The 25,383-nt window shown below is 63.6% G+C and carries 22 protein-coding genes and 1 pseudogene; 12 read left to right on the top strand and 11 right to left on the bottom strand.

The annotated features are described in order from the left end of the window. Positions 1-550, bottom strand: a 550-nt coding sequence (locus DH10_RS15700) for a GntR family transcriptional regulator (RefSeq protein ID WP_192384955.1), incomplete at its 3' end; no start/stop codon positions are given. A 120-nt stretch (positions 551-670) separates the two neighbouring features. On the opposite strand from DH10_RS15700, the gene DH10_RS15705 reads away from it, so the two are divergent. Beyond that, complete coding sequence (locus DH10_RS15705) at positions 671-1,924, top strand: multidrug efflux MFS transporter (protein ID WP_192256992.1); 1,254 nt, start codon at positions 671-673, stop codon at positions 1,922-1,924. A 39-nt stretch (positions 1,925-1,963) separates the two neighbouring features. Further along, on the top strand, positions 1,964-2,338 hold the full coding sequence (locus DH10_RS15710) for a DUF423 domain-containing protein (RefSeq protein WP_192256995.1): 375 nt from the start codon (positions 1,964-1,966) through the stop codon (positions 2,336-2,338). Positions 2,339-2,361: 23 nt separating this feature from the next. Here DH10_RS15710 and DH10_RS15715 read toward each other — a convergent pair whose 3' ends face one another. Continuing rightward, positions 2,362-2,499, bottom strand: coding sequence for a hypothetical protein (locus tag DH10_RS15715; protein WP_192256996.1), 138 nt, complete (start codon positions 2,497-2,499; stop codon positions 2,362-2,364). 57 nt (positions 2,500-2,556) lie between these two features. Next, on the bottom strand, positions 2,557-2,700 hold the full coding sequence (locus DH10_RS15720) for a hypothetical protein (protein WP_192256997.1): 144 nt from the start codon (positions 2,698-2,700) through the stop codon (positions 2,557-2,559). A 177-nt stretch (positions 2,701-2,877) separates the two neighbouring features. Between DH10_RS15720 and DH10_RS15725 the strand changes: the two genes are divergently transcribed. Next, complete coding sequence (locus DH10_RS15725) at positions 2,878-3,957, top strand: LacI family DNA-binding transcriptional regulator (RefSeq protein ID WP_192256999.1); 1,080 nt, start codon at positions 2,878-2,880, stop codon at positions 3,955-3,957. A gap of 54 nt (positions 3,958-4,011) precedes the next feature. Here the strand turns inward: DH10_RS15725 and DH10_RS15730 are convergent, their stop codons facing one another. Next, positions 4,012-5,226: an OpgC family protein gene (locus tag DH10_RS15730; protein WP_192384947.1), complete on the bottom strand. Its 1,215-nt coding sequence runs from the start codon at positions 5,224-5,226 to the stop codon at positions 4,012-4,014. A 202-nt stretch (positions 5,227-5,428) separates the two neighbouring features. Here DH10_RS15730 and DH10_RS15735 point away from each other — a divergent pair, with 202 nt between their 5' ends. After that, positions 5,429-6,088, top strand: coding sequence for an alpha/beta hydrolase (locus DH10_RS15735; RefSeq protein ID WP_192384948.1), 660 nt, complete (start codon positions 5,429-5,431; stop codon positions 6,086-6,088). A 106-nt stretch (positions 6,089-6,194) separates the two neighbouring features. Further along, positions 6,195-6,923: a calcium-binding protein gene (locus tag DH10_RS15740; protein ID WP_192384949.1), complete on the top strand. Its 729-nt coding sequence runs from the start codon at positions 6,195-6,197 to the stop codon at positions 6,921-6,923. 3 nt (positions 6,924-6,926) lie between these two features. Here the strand turns inward: DH10_RS15740 and sthA are convergent, their stop codons facing one another. After that, on the bottom strand, positions 6,927-8,315 hold the full coding sequence (gene sthA, locus DH10_RS15745; protein ID WP_192257005.1) for a Si-specific NAD(P)(+) transhydrogenase: 1,389 nt from the start codon (positions 8,313-8,315) through the stop codon (positions 6,927-6,929). A 197-nt stretch (positions 8,316-8,512) separates the two neighbouring features. Between sthA and DH10_RS15750 the strand changes: the two genes are divergently transcribed. From DH10_RS15750 to DH10_RS15760, 3 genes are all read left to right on the top strand, one after another. Next, positions 8,513-8,983 (top strand): RDD family protein, encoded by a 471-nt coding sequence (locus tag DH10_RS15750; RefSeq protein WP_192384950.1) that lies wholly within the window; start codon positions 8,513-8,515, stop codon positions 8,981-8,983. Between the two features lie 140 nt (positions 8,984-9,123). Then, entirely contained in the window at positions 9,124-9,888 is a 765-nt protein-coding gene (locus DH10_RS15755; protein WP_192257009.1) for an arginyltransferase, read from the top strand. Between the two features lie 123 nt (positions 9,889-10,011). Beyond that, positions 10,012-10,908 (top strand): DMT family transporter, encoded by an 897-nt coding sequence (locus DH10_RS15760; protein ID WP_192257011.1) that lies wholly within the window; start codon positions 10,012-10,014, stop codon positions 10,906-10,908. Here DH10_RS15760 and DH10_RS15765 read toward each other — a convergent pair. The 4 genes and pseudogenes from DH10_RS15765 to parC form a co-directional block, all read right to left on the bottom strand. Next, complete coding sequence (locus tag DH10_RS15765; protein WP_192384951.1) at positions 10,896-12,095, bottom strand: AI-2E family transporter; 1,200 nt, start codon at positions 12,093-12,095, stop codon at positions 10,896-10,898. The genes DH10_RS15760 and DH10_RS15765 overlap by 13 nt on opposite strands. A 219-nt stretch (positions 12,096-12,314) precedes the next feature. After that, a pseudogene (locus DH10_RS15770) lies at positions 12,315-14,482 on the bottom strand (adenylate/guanylate cyclase domain-containing protein). A gap of 35 nt (positions 14,483-14,517) precedes the next feature. Continuing rightward, entirely contained in the window at positions 14,518-14,814 is a 297-nt protein-coding gene (locus DH10_RS15775) for a hypothetical protein (RefSeq protein WP_192257014.1), read from the bottom strand. Then, positions 14,811-17,066 carry a DNA topoisomerase IV subunit A gene (gene parC, locus DH10_RS15780; RefSeq protein ID WP_192257015.1) on the bottom strand — a complete coding sequence of 752 codons (2,256 nt, stop codon included), beginning with the start codon at positions 17,064-17,066 and terminating at the stop codon, positions 14,811-14,813. The genes DH10_RS15775 and parC overlap by 4 nt, the downstream gene beginning before the upstream one ends. A gap of 394 nt (positions 17,067-17,460) precedes the next feature. On the opposite strand from parC, the gene DH10_RS15785 reads away from it, so the two are divergent. Further along, the gene (locus DH10_RS15785; RefSeq protein ID WP_192257016.1) at positions 17,461-18,651 is read left to right on the top strand and encodes a hypothetical protein; all 1,191 of its coding nucleotides are present in this window, start codon (positions 17,461-17,463) and stop codon (positions 18,649-18,651) included. Positions 18,652-18,748: 97 nt separating this feature from the next. Here the strand turns inward: DH10_RS15785 and aspS are convergent, their stop codons facing one another. Together aspS and DH10_RS15795 are read right to left on the bottom strand one after the other, a co-directional pair. Further along, a complete protein-coding gene (aspS, locus tag DH10_RS15790) occupies positions 18,749-20,539 on the bottom strand; it encodes an aspartate--tRNA ligase (RefSeq protein WP_192257081.1) in 1,791 nt (596 codons plus the stop codon). 116 nt (positions 20,540-20,655) lie between these two features. Further along, positions 20,656-21,414: a DeoR/GlpR family DNA-binding transcription regulator gene (locus DH10_RS15795; protein WP_192257017.1), complete on the bottom strand. Its 759-nt coding sequence runs from the start codon at positions 21,412-21,414 to the stop codon at positions 20,656-20,658. A 111-nt stretch (positions 21,415-21,525) separates the two neighbouring features. On the opposite strand from DH10_RS15795, the gene DH10_RS15800 reads away from it, so the two are divergent. The 3 genes from DH10_RS15800 to rnd all read left to right on the top strand — a co-directional run bounded on the left by DH10_RS15800 (position 21,526) and on the right by rnd (position 25,351). Beyond that, the gene (locus tag DH10_RS15800; RefSeq protein ID WP_192257018.1) at positions 21,526-22,758 is read left to right on the top strand and encodes an MFS transporter; all 1,233 of its coding nucleotides are present in this window, start codon (positions 21,526-21,528) and stop codon (positions 22,756-22,758) included. 134 nt (positions 22,759-22,892) lie between these two features. Then, the gene (locus DH10_RS15805) at positions 22,893-24,131 is read left to right on the top strand and encodes an MFS transporter (RefSeq protein WP_192384952.1); all 1,239 of its coding nucleotides are present in this window, start codon (positions 22,893-22,895) and stop codon (positions 24,129-24,131) included. Between the two features lie 68 nt (positions 24,132-24,199). Further along, a complete protein-coding gene (gene rnd, locus DH10_RS15810) occupies positions 24,200-25,351 on the top strand; it encodes a ribonuclease D (protein ID WP_192384953.1) in 1,152 nt (383 codons plus the stop codon). Positions 25,352-25,383 lie beyond the last annotated feature (32 nt).

Below are 25,383 nucleotides of genomic sequence, written 5' to 3' on the forward strand. Positions count from 1 at the left end.
CGTCGGCGTCACCAGCCCGCACGGCCGCCAGGATGGCATGGTGCTCGGCCCAGGCGCGGCCGAGAGCCGCCTCGTCGCGCACTTCCAGCCAGCGCGCGCGGGAGAGCCTAGTCATTGCATCGCGGACTCCCCTAAGCAGGAATTCATTGCCGGAAAGCCTGGCCAGCTCGATGTGAAAATCCATGCCGACGCGGTGCCATTCCTCGCGCGGCGTGTCGGCGTCGCAGGAATCGAGCATCGCCGCGATCACTTCGACACCGCTGCGATCCTCAAGCGCCGCCGTCAACCGCACCGCCGCCACCTCGACAGCCTCGCGATAGACGGCGATCTGGCCAAGCTCGGCGAGATTGATCGGCGCCACCGTCCAGCCGCGGCCGTCGCGGCCTATCAGCCCTTCGGTCTCAAGGCGCAGCAGAGCCGCCCTGACCGGCGTGCGTGAGGCGCCGAAGCGGCTTTCGATCCAGCGCTCGGTCAGCCGCTCGCCCGGGCCGATCTCCAGTCCGAGGATCATCTCGCGGAGCTGCCTCTCGACATTCTGCATCTGCGACATCGTCGTTCCGCTCTTCTTCGGCGCCGCATTGACAGCGGCTGGGTTGAGGTTCATGAGGATACCGCTGTGGTATCCCCAAATGGTATCCAGAACAATCCAGGATTTTCGGACAGGCAGAAAATGGCTGAGAATGGCGTGGAACAGAGCGACTACAACATCCATTGGCGGCGCAATCTCGCGGTCTGCTTCGCAGGCTCGTTCAGCACGCTGATTGCCATGACGCTGCTGTTGCCCTTCCTGCCGCTTTACGTCGAACAGCTCGGCGCCGAGGGACACGCGGCGATCGTGCAATGGTCGGGCATTGCCTATGGCGCCACCTTCTTTGCCGCGGCGCTGGTCGCACCCTTGTGGGGACGACTCGGCGACCGTTACGGCCGCAAGCTGATGCTGGTGCGTGCCTCGTTCGGCATGGCGATGTGCATGTCGCTGACCGGCATGGTGCAGAGCGTGTGGCAATTGGTGCTGCTGAGGCTCCTGATCGGCTTTGCCGGCGGCTACTCTTCGGGATCGACGATATTGGTGGCGATGCAGACGCCCAAGCAGCGCTCCGGCTGGGCGCTCGGCGTGCTGGCGGCCGGCATCACGGCGGGCTCGCTGGTCGGCCCGCTGCTCGGTGGCGCGCTGCCGCCGGTGATCGGCATCCGCGCCACCTTCCTGCTGTCCGGCGGCGTCATCTTTCTTGCCTTCCTGGCCACGACCTTCCTGATCAAGGAAAACCCGCGTCCAGTTGCGGCCAACGCCGCTTCGGCGGCGAAATCGAAGAGTGGCTGGTCGCAGATCCCCGACAAGCGCCCGGTCGCCGCGATGCTGACGACCGGCATGCTGCTTGCCTTCGCCACCATGTCGATCGAGCCGATCATCACGGTTTATGTGCAGCAGCTCGTCGAGGACCAAGGTAAGGTGACGATGGTCGCGGGCGTGGTGATGTCGGCGGCAGCACTCGGCACCATCCTGTCCTCTTCATGGCTGGGCAAGCTCGCCGACCGCGTCGGCCACTGGAATGTCGTCGTCGGCGCCCTCGCGATCTCGGCGCTGCTGCTTATTCCACAAGCTTTCGTCACCGACGGCTGGCAGCTGATCGGGCTGCGCTTCCTGATGGGCCTGGCGCTGGGCGGCTTGCTGCCCTGCATCACCAGCGTCATCCGCCACAACATCCCGGACGGCGTCGGCGGCAATGTGCTTGGACTGTCGATCTCGGCGCAGTATGTCGGCCAGGTTGCGGGACCGCTCGCCGGCGGCTTCGTCGGCGGACATTTCGGAATGCGGGCGGTGTTTTTGGGCACGTCCATGCTGATGGCGCTGGGTGCGGTCTATAACTGGACTGTCCAGTCGCGGCGGGCGCGGCATATGCTGCTCGAAGCCGGCGAATCCTGATCGGCTCGCCCGCTCGACCGAAGCATGGAGTCATTCAACATGAGCCTCGCGGGGCAATCCTCAAACGGCGGCAGCCGTATCCTCGTGCTGGCAGGCGGCCTCGTCGGCGCGGCAGGCGTGGCGTTGTCGGCGGCGGCCGCGCATCGCGGCGGCGCCTTCACCGGCACGGCGGCGTCCTTCCTGTTGATGCATGCGCCGGTCTTCCTCGCCATCGGCCTTATCGGCGGCAACCGGTGTCTCAGGATCGCAAGCCTGGCGCTGCTCGTCGGCCTGCTCCTGTTCTCGGGCGATCTTCTCGCCAGAGACTTCCTGGGCTCGCGGCTGTTTCCGATGTCGGCACCTATCGGCGGCACTCTGCTTATCGCCGGCTGGCTGGCGATTGCCGTCTCGGCGCTGTGGCGCCCCCGATCTTAAACCGACCGCCTGACGCGGCGGGATTACCCGCGCCCGGGACGAAGCTTGCGCCTGCGCGTCGCCGGCTCCGCCGCGCGCTGCCGCTCCGGCCGGTCGGTCGCCGGCGAAATGCCCCAATAGTTGCGATAAATGTCCTGGAAAAGATGGCTGATCGGATGCATGACTGACCTCCAATTATTGAATCGATCCAATCGATCGACGTGAAAAAGACTGACTTCTTAGGCGCGCTTGCGCTCCACGATGAAGCGCAATTCACGCTTCCATGGGCTTGCCTCGCCCCGGCGCCGTTCGCTCAGCGCGGCCGAGGCAATGCCCCAATCGTTGCGGTAGACGTCCTCGAACAGATAGTTGACCGGATGCATGGCACCCTCCTTCTGGAATTTTGCTCCAACCCATCTAAACAGATTGGATCGATTCAAATCATATACCTCGCACCGCCTGAGTCAAGCGAAAATTTGAATCGATCCAAGAAAAATGTTAGATGACCGGCAACTATTCCGCGGTCATGTTCGTCACGTGACCGGATTCGGAGGAACGACATGGCACCACCCGTCGAAGGCCAGGCACGACCGATCCGGCTGGCGGATATCGCCAAGGCAGCCGGTGTCTCGCATGGCACGGCCTCCAATGTCTTCAGCCGCCCGGAGATCGTTCGCGCCGAGGTGCGCGAAAGGGTCAAGGCGGTGGCGGAAGCGATGGGCTATGCCGGTCCCGACCCCAAGGGGCGCCTGCTGCGTGCCGGCAAGGTCAACGCCATCGGCGTCGGCACGACCGAGCCCCTCTCCTATTTCTTCGAGGATCCGTTTGCCCGCGTCATGATGGCCGGCATCTCCGAGGCCTGCGATGCCACCGGCGCCGGCATCGCCCTGGTTTCGGCCGCCAACCAGGAAAAGCTCGCCTGGAACATCCAGAGCGCGCTGGTCGACGGCTTCATCCTGTTCTGCATCGAAGGCGGCTCGCGCTTGGTCGACCTGACGCGCGAGCGCAGGCTGCCTTTCGTGGCGCTGGAGCTCGGCTTTCACGATGAGACCATTTCGGCCATCGGCGTCGACAATGTCGCCGGCGGACGGCTCGCGGCGCGCCATCTCGCCGAGCTCGGCCATCGTCGCTTCGCGGTTCTGTCGCTGACCCTCGGTGAGGACCGCACCGGCTTCGTCACGCCGGAAATGGTCCGCTCGGCGGTCTACACTGGAACGCGCGATCGTCTCGCCGGCTATTTCGAGGAACTGTCCCGCTTCGGCGTCGACACGGCAAAGGTCCCAATCTTCGAAACCGAGAACGAGCAGAAGAGCACCAGGGCCGGCCTCGAAGCGATCTTTTCCGGCGGCGAGCGGCCGACCGCCATCCTGGCGATGTCGGACAGGATGGCCATGATCGCCATCGAATGGCTGACCGCGCGGGGCCTCAAGGTGCCGAAGGACGTCTCCATCGTCGGCTTCGACGGCGTGCCGGACGGCGCGCTCTGCGACCCGCCGCTGACCACGATCGCCCAGCCGATCACCGAGATCGGCCGCCGGGCCGCGCGCATGATCCTCGACTTTGACGGCGCGGTGCGACGCGAGACGATGGGCGTCGAGCTTGTCGTCAGGGCCTCGAGCGGCCCTGCCCCGAAAGGCTGAACAATTCCAGGCAGTTCAGGCCCGAATATCGCTGAACTGCTTTCCTGGATCTCTTCAGTACCCACCAACCCTTGCCGGCATCGGCTGCGCCCTGAACGGAGCACGCGCAGCTTCCTCGCGCGCCGGCTTGGCGCGGGCCGGGCCGAGACCGGCGAGCCATTCGAGATACAGCGCCAGCGCGAACTGCATGGCGATGCCGGCCGCGATCAGCAGCGTGTCATAGGCGAGGCCGCCCGGATTGATCAGCTTCAGCACCTGAGCGGCCATGGCAATCAGCGTTCCCGCCACGAACACCGGCAGCGAGCGCTTGCCGAGGATCGCCAGCGGATTGTCGGGCCTGGTGCGGAAGAGGTTCGACACCGCCGGCAGGGCGACGGTCAGGTAGCTGACGGCCAGAATGTGCAGCAGCCGCGGCAGCGACAGGAAAGTCTTATCGAAGCCACCGATCACCACCGGCAGATTGAACCAGGTGATCTGCCCCCAGAGCGGGCTGTGCACCCAGATCGCCGCGCCGATCACATAGACCAAGGCAAAGCCCACCAGCCAGCGGTTGACCGGAATCTCCCCGCCGCGCTTGACGTGGAGCATGGCGGCAAGGCCGATGTTGAACAGGAACTGCCAGGAAAGCGGGTTGAGGAACCAGAAACCCGGCTCTGGATAGTTCGGCGGCGCGATCTGCCACACCCCGGCAACCAGCCACAGCAGGCCGGACACGGTCAGTGCCGCCACTGGCCTGTAGCTGACGAACAGAACGAAGGCCGGTGCCGCCAGAAGGAGTGCCGCATAGACCGGCAGGATGTTGTTGTAGCCGAGCTGATGGCCGAGCGTGACGATGCCGAGCAGCACCTGCGGCGTGTCGCGCATCAGCGGCTCGATGTTGATCATCTTCAGCAGCTCCGGCCGGTGGGCAAAGACCGCCGTGGCGCAGAACAGGGCGATCACCAGCATGGTGATGACGATGTGCGTGACATAAAGCACGCCGGCGCGCCGCCACATCTTCAGGGCCGCCAGCAGCCTGCCGCCCGGCTTGAACTTTGTGCCATAGGCAAGCGCCACCGAGATGCCGGAGATCAAAACGAAGGCCTCGGCCGCATCGGAGAAGCCGAGGTTCTTGTAGGTCAGGTTTTCGAAGATGGTGCCCGGCACATGATCGATGAAAATGGTGAGCAAGGCGAGCGCGCGCAGCACATCGATACGCGTATCGCGATCTTTGATACGCGTATCGCGATCCTTGATACGCGGGTCGCGCTGAGAAACGGGGATAGTCATCGACAAAAGGCCTCAGAGCTGGTGTTTCATGTCCAGCAATGCGACCCCCGACGCACCGCTTCGATTCCTCCCGTTGGGAGTCTATCGGCGCAGAAACGGTCTGAAATGCGCCCGGTTCAATCAACTTTCGCGGAACTTGAAAACATTCCGTTTTGAAGCCGGCAAATCAGTGAAATCACCGTAAAATCAACAGGATGTGATCATGTCCGAACATGTCAACAAAAACAGCATGCTGCAGGATGATCTGCCTTTTTCCTATCGCTTGATTCGACCGGCAAATGCGAGCGGCGAATGCCTTTTCGCGCTGCATGGATCGGGCGTGGACGAAACGACGCTGGTGCCGCTTGCGAAGCAGATCGCGCCACGCGCGGTGCTTGTCGCGGCGCGCGGCCGCATCCGCCAGGAGGACGGTTTCCGCTGGTTCGAGCGAATCACGCCGACCAGCTTCGATCAGTCGAGCATCCGCATGGAGACGGCCGCTTTCGCCCAATTCACAACCGAAGCCGCGCGGCGCCACGGGCTCGACCTCGGACGCGCGGCCTTCATAGGCTATTCGAACGGCGCCAATCTGGTATCCACACTCATTCTGCTTCATCCCGGGCTGGTGAGGCAGGCCGCGCTGCTCAGGGCGATGCCGGTGCTCGATGACGCGCCGGCGAGCGATCTTGCCGGAACGCGGGTGCTTGTCATCGCCGGCGCAGCGGACCAGACCTACGGAGCGTTCGCCCCGGCCCTGGTGACGCTGCTGAGTGGGCGCGGTGCCGCAGTCGATGCGCGCATCGTCGCCTCCGGCCATGAATTCGGCGACGCTGACGCCGCGATCGCCCGGCAATGGCTGGGTGCTACCCCCTCCAAGGCCTGACAGATAAAGCACTCCGGACCTTGGGACGGGGGCGCGGTTGACCTTCGCGACAGCTGTCTCGAATAAACATCCGTGGATATTGCGGACTTCGTGAACGGCGTCCGAAATGACGAAGACAAAAGCCATAACGGCAGTGGTTGCAGCCGGGTTCTTCATAACAGCGGCGGAAATGCTGATTTTCCACGGGCCTGGCTCGACCCCGATATTCCTTATTGGAAAGAATATCGGCGCTTCAGGAAGCACCAGCTCCGACGAAATCTATGGCGAGAGAGGCAATGACCGGATCGCCGGCTTCAGCGGCGGCGACTATCTCGACGGCGGAGGCGGGGACGACGTGTTGATCAGCGAAAACGGCGCCGATGCGCTGGTTGGCGGCGCCGGCAACGACCGTCTCAGTTCCGGCGACGGCGACGATTATCTCATCGGCGACGAAGGAGACGACGTGCTGGCTGGCGGCGATGGCGACGACATGATCGAAGGCGGCTCGGGCAACGACCGCCTGGAGGGCGGCAGCGGCAATGACCGGTTCGTCTTCAACAGCCCGCTCGACGCTTCGAGCAACGTCGATACGATTGCCGACTATTCACCAGCCAACGACTCTTTGTTGCTGGCGAGCTCGGTGTTCACCGCGCTGGCCGCCGGCCCGCTGCCCGAGGACGCTCTCCATGCGGGGACGGCCGCAGCCAGGGAAACCGACCGTATCATCTACGATGCCGGCAGCGGCTGGCTCACCTACGATGCGGACGGCACCGGCGCGCAGGCAGCAGTCCACTTCGCAACGATATCGCCTGGCCTCGCCCTTTCGAGCGCCGACTTCAGTATTTCTGGCAGATAGCGCCTAGCCTCGCCCCATCCGGTTCCAGGCGTCCAGGCCGGCGATCTTGTAGGCCTCGGCAAGCGTCGGGTAGTTAAAGGTGTTGTTGACGAAGAAGTCGACCGTGCCGCCGAGATTGATCACGGCCTGGCCGATATGGATGAGCTCGGTCGCGCCCTCGCCGACGATATGGGCGCCGAGCAGGCGACGTGTGTCGACCGAGAACAGGAGTTTCAGGAAGCCGGAGTTGACGCCCATGATGTGGCCGCGCGAGGTTTCCCGAAAACGCGCGACGCCGACCTCATAGGCGATCCCGCTCTCGCGAACCTGTTCCTCCGACTGGCCGACGGTGGAGATTTCCGGCACGGCATAGATGCCATAGGGAAAGGTTTCCGGCGGCGGCGGCAGCGCCACGCCAAAGGCATGGCAGGCGGCCACCCTGCCCTGCTCCATCGAGGTCGAGGCCAGGCTCGGAAAGCCGATGACGTCGCCGGTGGCGTAGATGTTGGGCACGCTGGTTTGGAATGTCTGGGGATCGACCTTGATGCGGCCGCGGCTGTCGGCCTCGATGCCGATCGCATCGAGGCCGAGGCTGCCAAGATTGCCGCTGCGGCCGGCGGCGTAAAGCACGATCTCGGAGCGGATGGTGCGGCCGTCGGCAAGGGTCACTTCGGCATAGTCGGGCTTGGAAGCGATTTCCTTGACCGTGCTGCCGAGACGGATGGTCATGCCGCGGTCGCGCATCTGGTGGATAAAGTCGTCGACGATTTCGCGGTCGACGAAATCGAGGATGGTGTTGCGCGGCTCGACCAGCGTCACCGGCACGTCGAGCGCCGAAAAGATGGTTGCGTATTCGACACCGATGACGCCGGCGCCAATGACGGTCAGCGTGCGCGGCAACCGGTCGAGTTCGAGCATCTCGTCGCTGTCGAAGATGCGTGTCTTGTCGAAAGGCACGTCGCGCGGACGGTGCGGCCTGGTGCCCACGGCGATCAGCGCATTGGCGAAACCGACCTCGCTGTGGTCGCCATTGTCGGTCGTCAGGCTGACCTTGTCGGGACTGAGGAATTTTGCCGTGGCGCGCACGCTTTTGACCGCGTTGCGCATGAATTGGTGCTGCAGCACCTCGACCTCGTGATCGAGCGTCTTGTGCAGGCGCTCGATCAGATCGGCGATCGAGATGTCCTGCTTGACCCGGTAGCCCCGCCCGTAGAAGCCGCGCTCGCGCCAGCCGGAAAGATTCAGGACCGTCTCGCGCAGCGTTTTCGACGGGATGGTGCCGGTGTGCACGGAGACGCCGCCGAGGCGCCGCCCTCGATCGACCACCAGAACCGATTTGCCAAGCTTGGCCGACTGCACCGCGGCACGGCGCCCGGAGGGGCCACTGCCGATGACCAGCATGTCGTAGTCCATAATTCCCCATCCCCTCGGCGTCTTGTTGCGCCGCAGCAAGCTAACGCGATCCGCGCCATGAATTCAACCGCTGCAACCGCGCTTGCCATGGCTTGCGTGCATGCGTTGGAAGCCGTCGATCTTGATTCCGCCACCGGCTTCACCATTTCAATGGCGAATGGCCGAGACCTATTTCGGGCCTGTTACGAGGGCATGACATGAACACGCGCGTGCTTGACGGCGAGATCGTCACCACCAGGTTCGAGGACACGCGCGCCTATCGCGGCGTGCGCACAAGGCGCATCTTCGCCTTCATCCTCGACTATTTCATCGTTGCGCTGCTCACCATCCCCTTCGCCATATTGGTCGCCCTCCTCGGGCTTTTGACCTTCGGCCTGGGCTGGGCGCTGTTCTCCATCCTGGTGCCGGCGGTTGCCATCCTCTACATCTGGAACACGCTGGGCAGCCGCGATCAGGCCACGACGGGCATGAAGATCATGGGCATCCGGCTCGAAAAGCTCGACGGCACCCGCATCGATGGCCTGACCGCGGTGGTGCATTCGGTGCTGTTCTGGGCCGGAAATGTCATCCTGACGCCGCTGGTGCTGCTGGTCACGCTGTTTTCCGATCGCAAGCGCACGCTGCACGACCTGCTTCTCGGCACGGTCGTCACCCGCACAGATATCTGACGGTGTCTACGGCCGCCATCGCCGCGCCGGTTGTGCTAGAATATGAACAGCCTGGGCCGGCCGCGGCCACACAATCCTGTTGAATTTTTCGCCGGCCGGGCCAAAGGTAGGGCGATTCGCAGGAGCGTTTCCAAGGATCGATGACGCAGCATCCGACCCAGTCGCCGCAGTTCTTCCTGACCGCGCCGTCGCCGTGTCCTTATCTGGAGGGCCAGTTCGAGCGCAAGGTGTTCACGCACCTTGTCGGCGACAAGGCGCCCGAGATGAACGACCTCTTGACCCAGGGCGGCTTCCGGCGCTCTCAGAACATTGCCTACCGGCCGGCCTGCGAGTCCTGCCGCGCCTGCGTGTCGGTGCGGATCCTTGCGCAGGAGTTCACCGCCAGCCGCAACATGCGCCGCGTGATGCAGCGCAATGCCGATCTCATCGGCGCCATGCACGACGCCCAGCCCTCGACAGAGCAGTATTCGCTGTTCCGTGCCTATCTCGACGCCCGCCACCGGCGCGGCGGCATGTCTGACATGACGGTGCTCGACTATGCGATGATGGTCGAGGACACGCATGTCGATACCAAGATCATCGAATACCGGCGCCGCGGCCCGGACACCTTCATCACCGGCAAAGGCCAGGGCGAATTGATCGCGGTCGCGCTGACCGACAAGATGGCCGACGGGTTGTCGATGGTCTATTCCTACTTCAATCCCGATTTCGAGGACCGCTCGCTCGGCACCTTCATGATCCTCGACCATATCGCCCGCGCCAAGGCGATGGGACTGCCCCACGTCTATCTCGGCTACTGGGTCAACGGCTCGCGCAAGATGAATTATAAGATGCGTTTCATGCCGCAGGAGCATCTCGGTCCGAAAGGCTGGGAACGCTACGACCACGAAGCGGTCACGCGCTGATCCGCTTCGCGCTTCATCCTTAAACTCTATCAAGGAGGAGGACGCTGGTCTTTCGGCCGTCAGGCTGGAAGGAGCGGCGCATGGCCGCTGCGCGCCTCCTCAAGATTGTTGCGAGATTGCCGAGTGTCCACCCATACCGATCACCAGAAGGGCCTCCTGATCACTGCCTTTGGCGGATTGACGCTCACCGTCGACATCCCGCTGATCCGGCTGGCCGACGGCAGCCCCTGGACCATCATGATGCTGCGTACCGGCACCACGCTCATCGCCGCCTTGGTGGTCTGGGCCGTCTGGCGTGCGCTGCGCGGCGATGCGCCAAAGCTCATCCCCGGCTGGTCGGGGCTTGCCGTGGCGCTGTGCTACGGTTTGACCGGCGTCACTTTCGTCACCGCCGTCTACCACACCTCGACCGCCGATCTCGTCTTCATCCTTGCCTTCAACACGGTGTTCGCGGCGCTGCTGTCATGGCTGTTCCTGCGCGAAAGGCCCCGGCTCGGAACGTTGATCGCCATGTTGGCAATGATCCTTGGCGTGCTGATCATCGTTGGCGGTTCGGTCGGCACCGGGCATCTGTTCGGCGACTTCATGGCGCTGTGCTCGGCTCTGTTCGTGGCGATCGCCATCACCCTCTCCCGCGCCAGCGGCAAGGACATGGGCTTCACCGCGCTGGTCGGCGTCGCCCTGCCGCTGGCGGTCGCGGCCTTCATGGTCTCCAGCGAGGGGCTGAACGTCACCGCGCCGTGGTGGATCATCCTCAACGGCGCCGTGATCATGCCGATCTCGTTCTTCTGCCTCGCCAATGGGCCGAAATACATCTCGGGGCCGGAAGTCGCGATGTTCTACCTGCTGGAGACGGTGCTGGCGCCGATCTGGGTCTGGCTCATCTTTGCCGAGACGCCGTCGCGCAACAGCCTGATCGGCGGCACGATCCTGATCGTGACGCTGGTCGTGCATTCGTTCTGGCAATTGCATGAGGGTCGCAAGCGCCGTGCTGCGCTTGCCGTCGGTCACCCGGCCTGAATTTTCCTGCCCTCCGGCGCCGCCTCGATCCGTGGCGGTCCGTTCTCGTCGGGGGCGGCAGGCGCCTGTTCGTCCATCATCTCGACCTCGCGCAGCCATTCGCGCCAGATGGCGACGAGCAGCGCCATCAGCACCGGGCCGATGAAGAGGCCGAGGAAGCCCATCGTCTTGACGCCGCCGATCAGGCCGAAAAAGGTCGGCAGGAACGGGAGCTTGATCGGCCCGCCGACCAGCTTCGGACGCAGCGTCTTGTCGACGATGAAGAGTTCGACCGCGCCCCAGATGAACAGCGCCATGCCGGCAAACAACTTGCCGCTGGCGGCGAGATAGATCGACACCAGCGTGAAGGAAAGCGGCGCACCGCCAGGGATCAGCGCCATGATGCCGGTAAGCGCGCCGAGCGTCACCGGCGACGGCACGCCGGCGAGCCAGTAGGCGATACCCAGCACCAGGCCTTCGCCGATGGCGATAACGGTCATGCCCGTGACGGTCGATGAGATTGTGGCCGGCACGACGCGCGAGATCCGCTCCCAGCGCGTCGGCAGGATACGCTCACCCAGACGATCCACCTGCGCCGCGAAGGCTTCGCCGTCACGATAGGCGAAGAACAACGCGATCATCATGAACAACAGTGTCAGCAGCAGACCGAAGGCGCTCCCGCCGGCGGCGAGCGCGCCGCGATAGATGGAGCCGATGTTAGCGCCGCTGACCAGCTGGATCACCTCGCCGATGCCGCCGGGATGGCCGAGATTGGTGGTCCATTGCTCGTTCAGCCACTCACCGATGATGGGCATTGTGGCGATCCACTGCGGCGTCACCGCGCCGTGGCGGTTGGCCTCGATCGCCCAGGTTACCCATTCGCGCAGCTCGTTGATGGCGTAGGTGCCGGCGAGCGCGATCGGCACCACCAGGAAGGTCAGGATGAACAGGATCGCGAGGGTCGCGGCGATCGTGCGATTGCCGCCGACGGCGGCGAGCAGCCGGCAGTAGAGCGGCCAGCTGGCGAAGGCGATGACGAGCGCCGCCAGCACCGGGAACAGGAAGCCGTGGAAGAAATAGACACCGGCGGCGGCGATCAGCACCAGGAGCCAGCGCGCCGCGGACAAAGGCGGGATGACGGCCGCCCTCAGCGGCGTCGACAGGCCGAACAGGCGCTGCCCCGGTTTCTGGATCTCAGTCCGCTTCAACCGCGCGTTTCTCCCCTGCCCAATGGTTCAATGGATGCTTATGCACCACGATAGTGCAGCAATCGTGACGATAGTCCAAATGGTGATGGAGAAGCTCTGCTACCAGAAGGTCGCGCCGGACTTGACCTTGGGGTCGGCGTGGGCCGGCACGACCGGAGCCTCAAAGGGTCACTTTCGCATTAGCCGCAGCTAATATTCGCCGGTAGGTCCCGGGTGGTCTCATTTGACGGTCGAAAACGCAAAACGATCGAAACGGAAGACTGCCGTATACTCGTTGCGTCGCTCCGGCGTCCCGGCAGGATTGCGGAAGACCGCGCCGCAGGTTGTCCGATCTTTCGGAATAGCGTCGCACAGGAAGTTCTCCTGCACCCAGCTGGTTCCTTTATCTATCCATGCGCCTCCCCCGCGCAGTTCGCGACCAAGGATGAGCGACCTGATTTCCGAACCGGTAAGCCGGTCCTTCGCATCCAAATCGGCCTCTTCCGGCAACTCCGGCAAACCGGCCTTGTTCAGGCCATCCAGAAGGCGTCCTATGTCGGCCGGGTTCTTGAACACAAAATACCTCTGCGTGACCAACTGATTTGCCCCTCCATCCTTTCGTTCCAACATGACTTCCTTCAGCCTGTCGCTGTAGGCTGCGACCTGGTCGCTGCGCCCGAGATGTGCGTAGGCCGAAACCAACACCTGCAGGCCATAGAATTTCGGCCATGGATCGGGCGATTGGAGATCGATCCTTTCAAGGTAGTCGACAGCTTCCTCGAAACGACCCTGGCCAAATTCAGCGAGCCCAGCCTGGTAGTGCCGATGGTCATTGCCGCCTGGGTCGACACGGTTGGCCGCGACGAGATAGTCGCTCGCCTCGTTCGGCCTGCCATTGAAATTCAGGGCTTCCGCCAGCCCGACATAGTTCAGGGGATCGCTCGGGTCGAGCGCCACTGCCTTGAACATGACCGCGACTGCCTCGTCGGACCGGTGCTCGCGAACCAGCAAACTGGCGACGAGCTGATAGTAGGACGGCGAAGGATGCTTGGCCGCCTCCCCCAGGTACTTGTAGACGTTGTACAGCGCACCGATGTCCGACAAGGCTAAAGCTTTGCCCCGCGGCCCGTCCATGTCCCAATAGGCCCATGCGAGCGAGGCTGCCGCCGCGCCGAAATTCGGATCGAGTTCCAGCGCCTGCCGGAAAAACCTCACCGCCTGCGCAAACTCGTCTGGAGTATTACGACGATTGTAGATTTCCATGCCCTGGAGGTAAGCCTCGTAGGCTGCAGGATTGCGCGTGCCGCCCGCGACATCTGCCTTGCCTTGGTCGCTGACGAGACGGAGCTTGAGCGCGCCTGCGATGCTGACGACGACCTTGTCCTGCAGGGCAAACACATCCGTCCACTGGCCGTCGAAACGTTCTGCCCAGAGATGACCGGTGGTCGAGCCGTCGATCAATTGCGCGTTGATACGCATGTCGTCGCCGACCCGACGTATCGAACCTTCCAGTATGTACCGGACACCAAGCGCTGCGGCGACCTCAGCGGGTTTAGTCTCCTTGTCCTTGTAGGTGGAAGCCGCGTTTCGCGATACGACGAACAGGCCGGGCACGCGTGCAAGTTCTGTGGTCAGGTCCTCGGTGAAACCGTCAGCCAGATAACCTTGCGCCTTGTCGTCGCTGAGATTGTCAAATGGAAGCACGACGAGGGATGGCCGGGTGTCGGCTTTCGCATTGGCCGTCAGAGGAGGGGGCAGAAGCGGTGGCTCCCACGGTCGCCACCACGCTGCTGCAAGGCCGACTGCGACAACAAGAACCCCAATGGCGACGGCCAGATTGCGCCTGAAGCGTGGGAGTCGATTGACAGCCATGGGCTTTCCCGCCACCGCGGGATCGAGCGGCACCCGGTACACCTGCACCGGTTCGGCGATGTTCTTCAGCTTCTGTTGGCCCATCAGCTCAAAGACGAAAGCCAACTTCTTCTCAACCTCTTTTGCGACCTTTGCCGAGACACAAATGCCACCAGGTTCCGCTAGTTATTGGAGCCTGGCAGCGACGTTGACGCCATCGCCATATCGGTCCTCGCCCTTTCGACAATCACCTCGCCGAGATTGATCCCGATCCTGACGCGAATCCGATGATCCTCGGAAACGGCGGCGTTGCGTTCCGCCAGGGCGTGCTGCAACGACACGGCACATTCGACCGCGTCCACGACGCTGCCGAATTCGGCGAGCAGTCCATCGCCCATCAGCTTGAAGATGTGGCCGTGGTGGCGGGCAATCTCAGGCTCGAACAGTTCCTTGCGTCGAGCACGAAGGCGCTCGAACGTGCCGGCCTCGTCGCGTTCCATCTGGGCGGAATAGCCCACAACATCGGCAGCGAGAATGGCGGAAAGCTTACGGTCCATCGGTCCGGCCTGTCCCCCGTGGAGTATAGACCTGGTCACACTGAAATGAAACGACCGACCTCTCCAGCGTCCGTCGCCGGTGTCTCGGGATCATCCAGCAAAAAGCCGTCGATGAAACGCGCAGTTCGCAGATACGGGCGCATCGTTGGCACCGATCTTGCCATCGAGGATGACGGAACTGTCGCTTTGATGCTGAGCGCCGAGGCGATGCTCGCCTCCCGCAATCTCGATGGCGAACCGCAGTTCCAGCGGGACAGTAGGAGGGCGCCGCGGCGGTGGTCGACTTGGCATTGCGCAATCTCCCCCTTTGTGGGGGAGATCAGCAGCTTCATCCGAACTTCCCTGTCCTCGGGAAACCCTTCGGCACCATGCGGCCGGCGGCGGCGCGGGCGCCGATCCATTCGGCCAGTTCCTCGCGCGACTTGGTGAAGGTGCGGTCGGCCGAGTCCTGCCAAGTGAGCCCAGTCCCCAGCGTGAAGGTCTTCAGGTCCAGCACGCCGCCGTCCTTGTATTTCTGTAGGCGCACACCCTTGCCGCGCGCCATCTCTGGAATCTCGGCGAGCGGGAAGATCAGCATCTTGCGGTTCTCGCCGACGATGGCGAGATGGTCGCCCGTGACCGGAATGCAGCGCTTGGCCTCGTCCGGCGCCTTGACGTTCATCACCTGCTTGCCCTTGCGGGTGTTGGCGACGACCTCTTCCTCGGAGACGACGAAGCCGTTGGCATCGTAGGAGACCAAGAGCAGCTTGCGCTTCGGGTCGTGGACGAAGGCAGTGACGATGTCCTGGTCGTTCTCCATGTCGACGATAATGCGGATTGGCTCGCCATGGCCGCGCCCGCCCGGCAGCCGGTCGGCGCCGATGGTGTAGAATTTGCCGCCGGTGGTGAAGACCAGGATCTTGTCCGTGGTCTGGGCGTGGAAAGCAAGCTTCAGGCTGTCGCCTTCCTTGAAGGCAAGCTGCGAATGGTCGGTCAGATGACCCTTCATCGCGCGCAGCCAGCCCTTTTCGGAGACCACGACGGTGACCGGCTCGCGCTCGATCATCGCATGTGCGATGTCGGTCAAGTCATGCTCTGGCGCGTCGGCGAACTGGGTGCGGCGTCTGCCGAGCTCGGTCTCGGGGCCGAACTGGTCGCGGACCTTGGTGACTTCCCACTTGATCGTCGCCCATTGCTTGGCGTCGGACGCCAGCAAGGCCTCGATCTGCTTCTTCTCCTCGGTGAGGCCGTCATATTCCTTGCGGATCTCGATTTCTTCGAGCTTGCGCAGGGCGCGCAGCCGCATGTTGAGGATGGCTTCGGCCTGGTTGTCGGTGAGCGACCAGCGGGCCATCATCACCTGCTTGGGCTCATCCTCCTCGCGGATGATCCTGATTACCTCGTCGATGTTGAGATAGGCGATGAGGTAACCGGCAAGGATTTCAAGGCGCTTCTCGATCTCGCCCAGCCGATACCTGGAGCGGCGGAGAAGCACGTCACGGCGGTGGTCGAGCCATTCTTTAAGTACGCCCTTCAGCGATAGGACGTTCGGCACCTTGCCGCGCGACAGAACGTTCATGTTGAGCGGGAAGCGACTTTCGAGCTCGGTGAGCTTGAACAACGATTCCATCAGGATGCCGGGATCGACGGTGCGGCTCTTCGGCACCAGCACGACGCGGATATCCTCGGCGCTCTCGTCACGAATGTCTTCGAGCAGCGGCAGCTTGCGCGCCATCAGGAGCTCGGCGATCTTCTCGATCAGCCTGGCCTTCTGGACGCCATAGGGAATTTCGGTGACGACGATGCTCCAGGTGCCCCTGCCCTGGTCCTCCTGGCTCCATTTGGAGCGCACGCGAAAACCGCCGCGGCCGCTCTCATAGGCTTCGAGAATCGAGGCGCGGCTGTCGACGATGATGCCACCGGTCGGGAAATCCGGCCCCTGGACAAAATCCATCAGCTTCGCCACGGGCGCGTCCGGATGCTCGATCAAGTGGAGCGCAGCGTCACAAAGCTCGGCGGCGTTGTGCGGCGGGATCGAGGTCGCCATGCCGACCGCGATGCCGGACGAGCCGTTGGCGAGCAGGTTCGGGAAGGCGCCGGGGAGAACGGACGGCTCCTCATCCTCTTCATTGTAGGTCGGCCGGAAGTCGACGGCATCCTCGGTGATGCCGGCAAGCAGCTCGGTCGCCACTTCCGTCATGCGCGCTTCGGTGTAGCGCATGGCGGCGGCGTTATCGCCGTCGATGTTGCCGAAATTGCCCTGCCCGTCGACCAGCGGGTAGCGCATCGAGAATTCCTGCGCGAGGCGCACCAGCGCGTCGTAAATCGACTGGTCGCCATGCGGATGGAACTTGCCCATCACCTCGCCGACGATGCGGGCGCATTTGGCGAAGCCCTGGTCGGGGTTGAGCCGCAAGAGCCGCATGGCATGCATGATGCGGCGATGGACCGGCTTCAGTCCGTCGCGCACATCCGGCAGCGCCCGGTGCATGATGGTCGACAGCGCATAGGCGAGATAGCGCTTTTCAAGCGCTTCTTTCAGGTCGACAGGTTCGATGTGGTCGCCGCCGCCATTGTCTTGCGGCGGCAAATGCCTTTTTCCCATGGATTTGGACTAGCCGAGCGGGTGATTCGCGGCAAGCGCCGGGTTGGGTATCGGCGGATTCGTCGCAAACAGCGATGTGAAAGATTTCACTGAACCGCCAGGCCGGGCACTCCAATTTGCCGCCCATCTGAAACAGGCTTCGGCTGCAAAGTGGGGCGCCGGCCAACATCAATCTGTTACATGCGCCCTCTATCTGGGCAGGCAACGCGCCGGCGGAGGAGAGCCGCGGTCTTCATGACAAATTCACCGCACCATAAAAAGCGTGCCGGCCGGCATTTGCTTTTCATCGCCGTTTTCGACAAATGGGCCGGGAAGCGCCTTTTTCCCGTCCCGTTCGTCGCGGAATGGTGATGGGGCAGGAATTCAAAATACTTTCAGGACAGGGAACTCGCCAATGACAATCCAACACTCAATGCTCAAGAAACTGGCCTTTTCAACCTTTCTGCTGACCCTGCCACTCAATACCGCCTTGGCCGCCGATCCGGCCGTGGCCGAGCGCGTCAAGGCAACGCTTGCCGCCCAGGGCGTCGATATTTCCTGGACCGGGGTCTCCGGCGACGATTCGAACGCTGTGCTGCAGGGCGTCTCCATCAAGCCGGCTGCCGAGAAGGAAGCACTGCCGATCGGCGACGTGAAGCTGGAGGGTGTCACCGCGGCCAATGGCGGCTTCGAGATCGCGACCGTCTCGACCTCGGCCTTCGAGCACTCCAAGGATGGCGTGACGCTCAATCTCAGCCCCTTCGTCATCCATGACATGAAGGTGCCGGCCGAAGGCAGCACCGACCCGCTCGGCTCGCTGATGATGTACAAGTCGGCCGAGCTCTCCAACATGACGGTCAAGGTCGGCGACAAGACGGCCTTCTCGATGGACGGGCTTGCCGTCCAGATCACCCCGCCGGCCGATGGCAAGGCGATGGACTTCACCGCCAATACGGAAAAGTTCAATGCCGACCTGACGCTGGTCGACGACCCTAAGTCGAAGGAAGCGATCGAGGCGCTCGGCTACCAGAACATCTCCGGCACCGTCTCGATGGCCGGCACCTGGCAGCCCAGCGACGGCAAGATGGAGCTGTCGAAATACGACATATCGGTCGACAACGCCGGCACGCTCGGCATGACCTTCGACCTCGGCGGCTACACGGTCGACTTCATCAAGTCGATGCAGGCTATGCAGAAGCAGCTCGCCTCGCAGCCCGAGGGCGCCGACAATTCCGCGCAGGGCATGGCCATGCTCGGCCTGCTGCAGCAGTTGTCCTTCAATGGCGCGTCGGTGCGCTTCGACGACGATTCGCTGACCGGAAAGGTGCTCGACTATGTCGGCAAGCAGCAGGGCATGTCGGCCAAGGACGTCGCCAACCAGGCCAAGGCGATCGTGCCGTTCGGCATGGCGCAGCTGAACAACCCGGAACTGACGGCCGAGGTCTCGGCGGCGGTCAACAAGTTCCTCGACGATCCCAAGAGCCTCGAGATCTCGGCCGAGCCGCCGTCGTCGGTGCCATTCGCGCTGATCATGGCCGGCGCCATGTCCAACCCGCTCGACTTGCCCAAGACGCTCGGCGTCAAGGTCAAGGCGAACGAGGACTGATCAAACGAAACGTTCAAACAAAAGCCCGGCATCGCTGCCAGGCTTTTGTTGTCCAAACTCGATTCTTCGAGCAAGTCGAACCGCTTGAGCGCGATTCCTAGCCTTCTTTCTTGGCCGCCGCGACGCGCAGCGACAGCTCGCGAAGCTGCTGCGGAGTGGCTTCCGACGGGGCGTTCATCAGCAGGTCGTAGGCCTGCTGGTTCATCGGGAACATGGTGATCTCGCGCAGGTTCTTCGCGCCGACGAGGAGCATGACGACGCGGTCGATGCCGAACGCCGCCCCGCCATGGGGCGGCGCGCCATACTGGAAGGCGCGATAGAGGCCGCCGAAGCGGTCTTCCACCGTCTGGCGGTCGAAGCCGACAATCTCGAAGGCCTTGACCATGGTCTCCGGCAGATGGTTGCGGATGCCGCCCGAAGCGATCTCATAGCCGTTGCACACCGCATCATACTGGAACGCCTTGATGCTGAGCGGGTCCTGGCTGTTGAGGGCATCGATGCCGCCCTGCGGCATCGAGAACGGATTGTGGGCGAAATCGATCTTTTTCTCGTCCTCGTTCCATTCAAAGAAGGGAAAGTCGACGATCCAGCAGAGATCGAACCGGTCGCGGTCGACGAGGTTCAGCTCCTCGCCGGCGCGCGTGCGCGCGGCGCCCGCGAAGGCGACGAACTTCTTCGGGTCGCCGGCGACGAAGAAGGCGGCGTCGCCATCGGCGAGGCCGAGCTGCAGGCGCAGCGCCTCGGTGCGCTCCTCGCCAATGTTCTTGGCGATCGGGCCGGCGCCTTCGAGCTTGTCGCCTTCCTTGCGCCAGAAGATGTAGCCGAGGCCCGGCTGGCCCTCGCTCTGTGCCCATGAGTTCATGCGGTCGCAGAAGGCGCGGCTGCCGCCGGTCTTGGCGGGGATGGCCCACACCTCGGCCTTCGGATCGTTGGTCAGGATGTTGGCGAAGACCTTGAAGCCGGAATCGCGGAAGTGATCCGAGACCGAATCCATCACGATCGGATTGCGCAGGTCCGGCTTGTCGGTGCCGTATTTGCGCATGGCGACATCGTAGGGGATGCGCGGCCATTCCTTGGTGACGGGCTTGCCGTCGGCAAAGGCTTCTATGACCGACGTCATCACCGGTCCCATGGTCGACAGCACGTCGTCCTGCTCGACGAAGCTCATCTCGAGGTCGAGCTGGTAGAATTCGCCGGGCAGGCGGTCGGCGCGCGGATCCTCGTCCCGGAAGCAGGGCGCGATCTGGAAGTAGCGGTCGAAGCCGGAGACCATGATCAGCTGCTTGTACTGCTGCGGCGCCTGCGGCAGCGCGTAGAAGCTGCCGGGATGGATGCGCGAGGGCACCAGGAAGTCGCGCGCGCCCTCCGGCGACGAGGCCGTCAGGATCGGCGTCGAGAATTCGGTGAAACCCGCCTCGCCCATGCGTTTGCGCATCTCGGCGATGATCTTCGTGCGCGCCACGATATTCTTGTGCAGCGTCTCGCGACGCAGGTCGAGGAAGCGGTATTTCAGCCGGATATCCTCGGGGTATTCAGGCTCGCCGAACACCGGCAGCGGCAGTTCCTTGGCCGCCGACAGCACCTCGATCTCACGCGCGAAAATCTCGATCTCGCCGGTCGGCAGGTTCGGGTTGACGGTCTCCGGCAGGCGCGCCTTGACCTCGCCGTCGACGCGGATCACCCACTCGCCGCGCAGGGTCTCGGCGGTCTTGAAGGCCGGCGAATCCGGATCGGCGACGATCTGGGTCAGGCCGTAATGGTCGCGCAAATCGATGAAGAGCAGCCCGCCATGGTCGCGCACGCGATGCACCCAGCCCGAGAGACGGACGGAATTGCCGACGTCGCTCTTTCTCAACTGGGCACAGGTATGGCTGCGGTAACGATGCATTGTCATGGTGAAGTCCGGAATTGCGGGCGAAAGCCCGGCTCGAAAAATTGGCGCGAAAAGCGCATGAGAGGCCCGCTTTGTCAAGGTAAGCAGTCACACAGGCGCGGTGCCCGAGATCAGGCAAAGTGGATTTCGGCACCCAGGCGTTCGAAATCGGCAAGGATGGTTGAAGGCGCCGTCTTCTCCACCACCAGATGGCGGATCGCATCGGGCGCGGCAACGCGATAGGGCGCCGCGGTGGCGAGCTTGTCCGTGGTGGCGGCGATGACGATGCCGGCGCTGTTCCGGGCCATGGCTCGCTTCACTTCGGCTTCGGCCGAATCGAAGGCCGTGACGCCGCGCGAGGCGTCCAAGCCACAGGAGCCAAGGAAGAACAGATCGGCGCCGAGCTGCGCCACGGCGGCAAGCGTGTCCCCGCCCACGCAGGTGCCGAGGTCGCGGACGTACCGGCCGCCGAGCACAATCAGCTCGACCAGGGGAAGACCGGCGAGAGCCGACGCGACGGCGATCGAATTGGTGGCCACCGTCAGCTCGACGTCGCGCGGGATGGCCCTGGCGATCGCCTCATTGGTCGTGCCGCCGTCGATGAAAAGGGTCTGCCCTGAGGCGAGCACGCCCACCGCCACTTTCGCCAGGCGCATCTTCTCCTCGACGGCATGGCCGCTGCGCTGGCTGATGGTTGCCGCCGCAAAGGGCGCCGATGGGACCGCACCCCCGTAAACACGGCGCAATTGCCCGGCTTTCGCCAGCTCGCGCAGATCGCGGCGAACCGTATCTTCCGAAACGCCGAAGCGGCTGGCGAGCTCGCCGGCCAGCACCTTTCCTTCCGCCGCCAGCCGGTCGCGAATGAATTGGTGTCGTTCTTCGGTCAGCATGCACGATCCTATTTCTTTGTGCACATTCTTGCATGTTCTGCATGTTTATGCAAGAAATAGCGCAATGGACCGGCGATGCCGTCCCAGTCTCCCCCAATGGAAAGTGCCGCAATGACCTTTGGCTTGAAACTCGCCCCTCAGCACCGCGTCTATGCCGGTTTCGCGATCTACTCCTTCGCCATGGGCAACATTTTCCCGCGCCTGCCGGACATCAAGCGCGCCATGGACATCGAGGACGGCATGCTGGGTCTCAGCCTGATCGGGACGCCGATCGGCACCTTGACGGCGCTGACGCTGGCGACGCCTGTGCTGGAGCGTGTCGGCTTTCGGCGGGCGCTGCTTTGGCTCGTGCCGTTGATCGCGCTTGTCTATTCCATTGCCGTGCACGCGCCGGGACCGGTCGCCCTGTTCCTGATGCTGCTGCCGGTCGGCCTGATGATCGGCAGCGTCGAGATCATCCTCAATGTCGAGGCCGACAGGACGGAGTTCCTGCTCAGGCGCCGCATCATGAACCGGGCGCATTCCTTCTGGAGCGCGGGCTTCTTCGGCGCCGGGCTCTTCGGCGGCGCCTTGGCGCATCTCGGCCTGTCGCCGCAGCTGCATCTGGCGCTGGTGGTGCCGATGGTGGCGGTTTCGATGGCATTGTTCCTCGGCGGCTTCGAACCGGCGCCTGCCCGCTTCGCCGGCACCGGCGACAAGGCGCCGATGTTCGCCCGGCCGACGCTGTCGATTCTCGTCCTCGTGGCGGTGACGCTTTCGGCGATGCTTTTGGAAGGCGCCAGTATCGACTGGTCGGCGATCTACATGCGCACTGTGTTCGTCTCGGGCCCCTTCGTCGCCGGCTTCACCGTGGCGCTGTTTGCCTTCTCGCAGGCGACCACGCGCTTCTTCGCCGACTCCTTTGTCGACCGCCACTCGCCAAGCGGGGTCGCGCGCGTGCTGCTTGCAGCGATGGCGGCCGGCGTTCTTTTCGTCTTCTTCTCACCCGCGCCGTTGGTGTCGATGCTGGGCTTTGCCCTGTTGGGCATCGGCAGCAGCGCCCTCTTCCCGCTGGCGATCTCCGCCGCCGCACAACGGACGGATCGCCCGGCGGCGATCAACGTCGCGGCGCTTTCGCAGATCTCCTTCATCGCCTTCCTGCTCGGTCCGCCGCTGCTCGGCTTCGTATCGGAGCACTGGGGCATCCGCTCCGCCTACGGGATCGGCATTCCCTTCATCGTGCTCAGCCTGCTGACCGCAGGCTCGCTTGGCCGGAGGCCATCCCGGGAGAATATCAGGACAATTCCAAGCGACGGGCCGGCTGTGACCGGCCGGAAAATAGAAGTGCCAGCGGGCAAAGCGTAGAATCCTGTTGCTCGGGGACATGCTTCGAGCCGGGTTCGAGGACGTGGCCGGGTCTTCGTCCAGGCATTTGCCGCTGGCATTGACGCCATCTATGGTCCAAGAAGAGGTCACAGATCCGTGATTGCCTCTCTTCAATGTCCTCCATCCGCCCGCTTATCCCACTCCTCATCGCCGCAGGCATCCTGCTTGGCGGCAACGGGCTGCAGGGCACGCTGATCGCATTGCGCGGTGCGCAGGAAGGTTTTTCCGCTTCCGATATCGGCCTCATGGGCACGTTCTATTTCGCCGGCTTCCTGCTCGGCTGCCTGGCCGTCACCCGCATCCTAAAGGCGGTCGGCCATGTCAGGACTTTTGCCGCGCTCGCCGCGATCGCCTCGGTCAGTACGCTGCTTCTGGTGCTCGTCATCGACCCCGTCATGTGGTGCGCGGTGCGCTTTGCCGGCGGCTTCTGCTTCGCCGGCCTGTTCACCGTCATGGAAGCCTGGCTGAATTCGGGTGTCGGCAACAAGGACCGCGCCCGGGTGCTAGCCATATACCGCATGGTCGACATCGGCTCGGTGACCGGCGCGCAATTCCTGATTCCGATCTTCGGCGCCGGCGGTTTCGCCATCTTCGCCGTCATGTCGATGATGATCACCTTTTCGCTGGTGCCGGTCTCGCTCGGGGACCGCTCGAACCCGGCGCCGCCTGAAGACGTCAAGCTCGACCTGCCGCGCGTCTGGCGGATCTCGCCGCTCGGCTCGATCGGCTGCATCGCCGTCGGCGTCACCAACAGCGCCTTTCGCACGCTGTCGCCGGTCTACGCCGAGGAGATCGGCATGTCGGTTGCCGATGTGGTGACCTTCGTCAGCGTCGGCATATTCGGAGGCGCCCTCATCCAGTATCCGCTGGGCTATCTCTCCGACCGCCGGGACCGGCGGTCGGTGCTGTTGACGACGACGTGCTGCGCCATGCTTGCCGCGCTGGCGCTCGCCTTCGTGGCGCGCGCCGACCCGTTCCTCAACTTTGTCATCGTCTTCATCTTCGGCAGCTTCGCCATGCCGCTCTATTCACTGTCAGCCGCGCATGCCAACGACCGGGCCGACAAAGGCGAATTCGTGCTGATCAACGCGGCGCTGATGCTGTTCTATTCCTTCGGCGCGATCAGCGGTCCGATCGCGGCGTCGGCGGTGATGCAGCATTTCGGGCAGAGCGCGCTGTTCGTCTTCAGCGCCGCCGTCTACGCCGTTCTCATCATCGTGATCCTTTACCGTATGCAGGTGCGGTCGGGTGTGCCGGCCGGCAGCCGCAGCCGCTTCACCGCGCTTTTGCGCACCTCGACGCTGTTCGCGCGGCTGGCGCGGCGGAGCGGCGATTCAGACAAGCAGGACTAGCTGCGGCTTGACGAAAGCGTTTGCGGCTGAAATTGAAGAAGGCCTGATATGATGCCAAAAGCGATTTGATGCACGTCATCTCCACCCAAGCTGAACTCGAAAGCGTTATCGCGGCGTTCGAAAAATCGGACTTCGTCACCGTCGATACCGAATTCATCCGCGAAACGACCTTCTGGCCGATCCTCTGCCTCATCCAGATGGCAGCGCCCGGCGTGACTGCGCTGATCGATCCGCTGTCGCCCGACATCGACCTGAAACCGTTCTTCCGGCTGATGGCCAACGAAGCGGTGGTCAAGGTTTTTCACGCCGCCCGCCAAGACATCGAAATCATCGTCCATCTGGGTGACCTGGTGCCGCATCCGGTGTTCGACACGCAGGTGGCGGCCATGGTCTGCGGCTTCGGCGACAGCGTGTCCTACGATCAGCTGGTGCAGCGCATCACCGGCGCGCGGCTCGACAAATCCTCGCGCTTCACCGACTGGCGGCACCGGCCGCTCTCCGACAAGCAGCTCGAATACGCGCTCGCCGACGTCACCCATCTGATCAAGGTCTACCAGCACCTCAGCGCCGAGCTGAAGCGGGAGGACCGCGCCCATTGGCTGAACGAGGAGATGGACGTTCTCACCTCGCGCGAGACCTACGATCCGCATCCCGAGGATGCCTGGAAACGCCTGAAGATGCGGCTGCGCAAGCCGCAGGAACTGGCGATCGTGCAGGCGATAGCCGCATGGCGCGAACGCGAGGCGCGCGAGCGCGACGTGCCGCGTGGCCGCGTGCTCAAGGACGACGCGATCTACGAGATCGCGCAACAGGCGCCGCGCGATGCAACGGCTCTCGGCCGGCTGCGCACGACGCCGAAGGGCTGGGAACGGTCGGCGACAGCGACCGCGCTGCTCGGCGCGGTCAACACGGCGCTTGCCCTGCCGAAGGAAGCGATGCCCAAACTGCCGAAGACGTTCCAGCCACCGGAAGGCTCGAGCGCGGCGGCGGAACTGCTCAAGGTGCTGCTCAGGATCGTCGCCGAGAAGGAGGGCGTCGCATCCAAGGTGCTCGCCTCCAGCGACGACATCGACCGCATCGCCGCAGAGGGCGACGCCGCCGACGTGCCGGCGCTGCAAGGCTGGCGGCGCGCCGTGTTCGGCGAGCAGGCGCTCAGGCTGGTGCGTGGCGAGATCGGCATCAAGTTCGACAAGCGCAGGATCGCGGTGTTCGATCTCTAGCATCGACCTTTCCTTCTCCCTTTCTTCGGAGA

It is taken from the genome of Mesorhizobium silamurunense, assembly GCF_014843825.1.
Lineage (GTDB): Bacteria > Pseudomonadota > Alphaproteobacteria > Rhizobiales > Rhizobiaceae > Mesorhizobium > Mesorhizobium silamurunense.

What these genes read in the sequence shown, in the direction of transcription:
- sthA (WP_192257005.1), bottom strand. Translation starts at nt 8,315, where the DNA reads ATGGACTACGACATGCTGGTCATCGGCAGTGGCCCCTCCGGGCGCCGT.
- DH10_RS15785 (WP_192257016.1), top strand. Translation starts at nt 17,461, where the DNA reads ATGACAATCCAACACTCAATGCTCAAGAAACTGGCCTTTTCAACCTTT.
- DH10_RS15775 (WP_192257014.1), bottom strand. Translation starts at nt 14,814, where the DNA reads ATGAAGCTGCTGATCTCCCCCACAAAGGGGGAGATTGCGCAATGCCAA.
- DH10_RS15800 (WP_192257018.1), top strand. Translation starts at nt 21,526, where the DNA reads ATGACCTTTGGCTTGAAACTCGCCCCTCAGCACCGCGTCTATGCCGGT.
- DH10_RS15710 (WP_192256995.1), top strand. Translation starts at nt 1,964, where the DNA reads ATGAGCCTCGCGGGGCAATCCTCAAACGGCGGCAGCCGTATCCTCGTG.
- DH10_RS15805 (WP_192384952.1), top strand. Translation starts at nt 22,893, where the DNA reads ATGTCCTCCATCCGCCCGCTTATCCCACTCCTCATCGCCGCAGGCATC.
- parC (WP_192257015.1), bottom strand. Translation starts at nt 17,066, where the DNA reads ATGGGAAAAAGGCATTTGCCGCCGCAAGACAATGGCGGCGGCGACCAC.
- rnd (WP_192384953.1), top strand. Translation starts at nt 24,200, where the DNA reads ATGCACGTCATCTCCACCCAAGCTGAACTCGAAAGCGTTATCGCGGCG.
- DH10_RS15720 (WP_192256997.1), bottom strand. Translation starts at nt 2,700, where the DNA reads ATGCATCCGGTCAACTATCTGTTCGAGGACGTCTACCGCAACGATTGG.
- DH10_RS15795 (WP_192257017.1), bottom strand. Translation starts at nt 21,414, where the DNA reads ATGCTGACCGAAGAACGACACCAATTCATTCGCGACCGGCTGGCGGCG.
- DH10_RS15715 (WP_192256996.1), bottom strand. Translation starts at nt 2,499, where the DNA reads ATGCATCCGATCAGCCATCTTTTCCAGGACATTTATCGCAACTATTGG.
- DH10_RS15735 (WP_192384948.1), top strand. Translation starts at nt 5,429, where the DNA reads ATGTCCGAACATGTCAACAAAAACAGCATGCTGCAGGATGATCTGCCT.
- DH10_RS15725 (WP_192256999.1), top strand. Translation starts at nt 2,878, where the DNA reads ATGGCACCACCCGTCGAAGGCCAGGCACGACCGATCCGGCTGGCGGAT.
- DH10_RS15755 (WP_192257009.1), top strand. Translation starts at nt 9,124, where the DNA reads ATGACGCAGCATCCGACCCAGTCGCCGCAGTTCTTCCTGACCGCGCCG.
- DH10_RS15730 (WP_192384947.1), bottom strand. Translation starts at nt 5,226, where the DNA reads ATGACTATCCCCGTTTCTCAGCGCGACCCGCGTATCAAGGATCGCGAT.
- DH10_RS15705 (WP_192256992.1), top strand. Translation starts at nt 671, where the DNA reads ATGGCTGAGAATGGCGTGGAACAGAGCGACTACAACATCCATTGGCGG.
- aspS (WP_192257081.1), bottom strand. Translation starts at nt 20,539, where the DNA reads ATGCATCGTTACCGCAGCCATACCTGTGCCCAGTTGAGAAAGAGCGAC.
- DH10_RS15740 (WP_192384949.1), top strand. Translation starts at nt 6,195, where the DNA reads ATGACGAAGACAAAAGCCATAACGGCAGTGGTTGCAGCCGGGTTCTTC.
- DH10_RS15750 (WP_192384950.1), top strand. Translation starts at nt 8,513, where the DNA reads ATGAACACGCGCGTGCTTGACGGCGAGATCGTCACCACCAGGTTCGAG.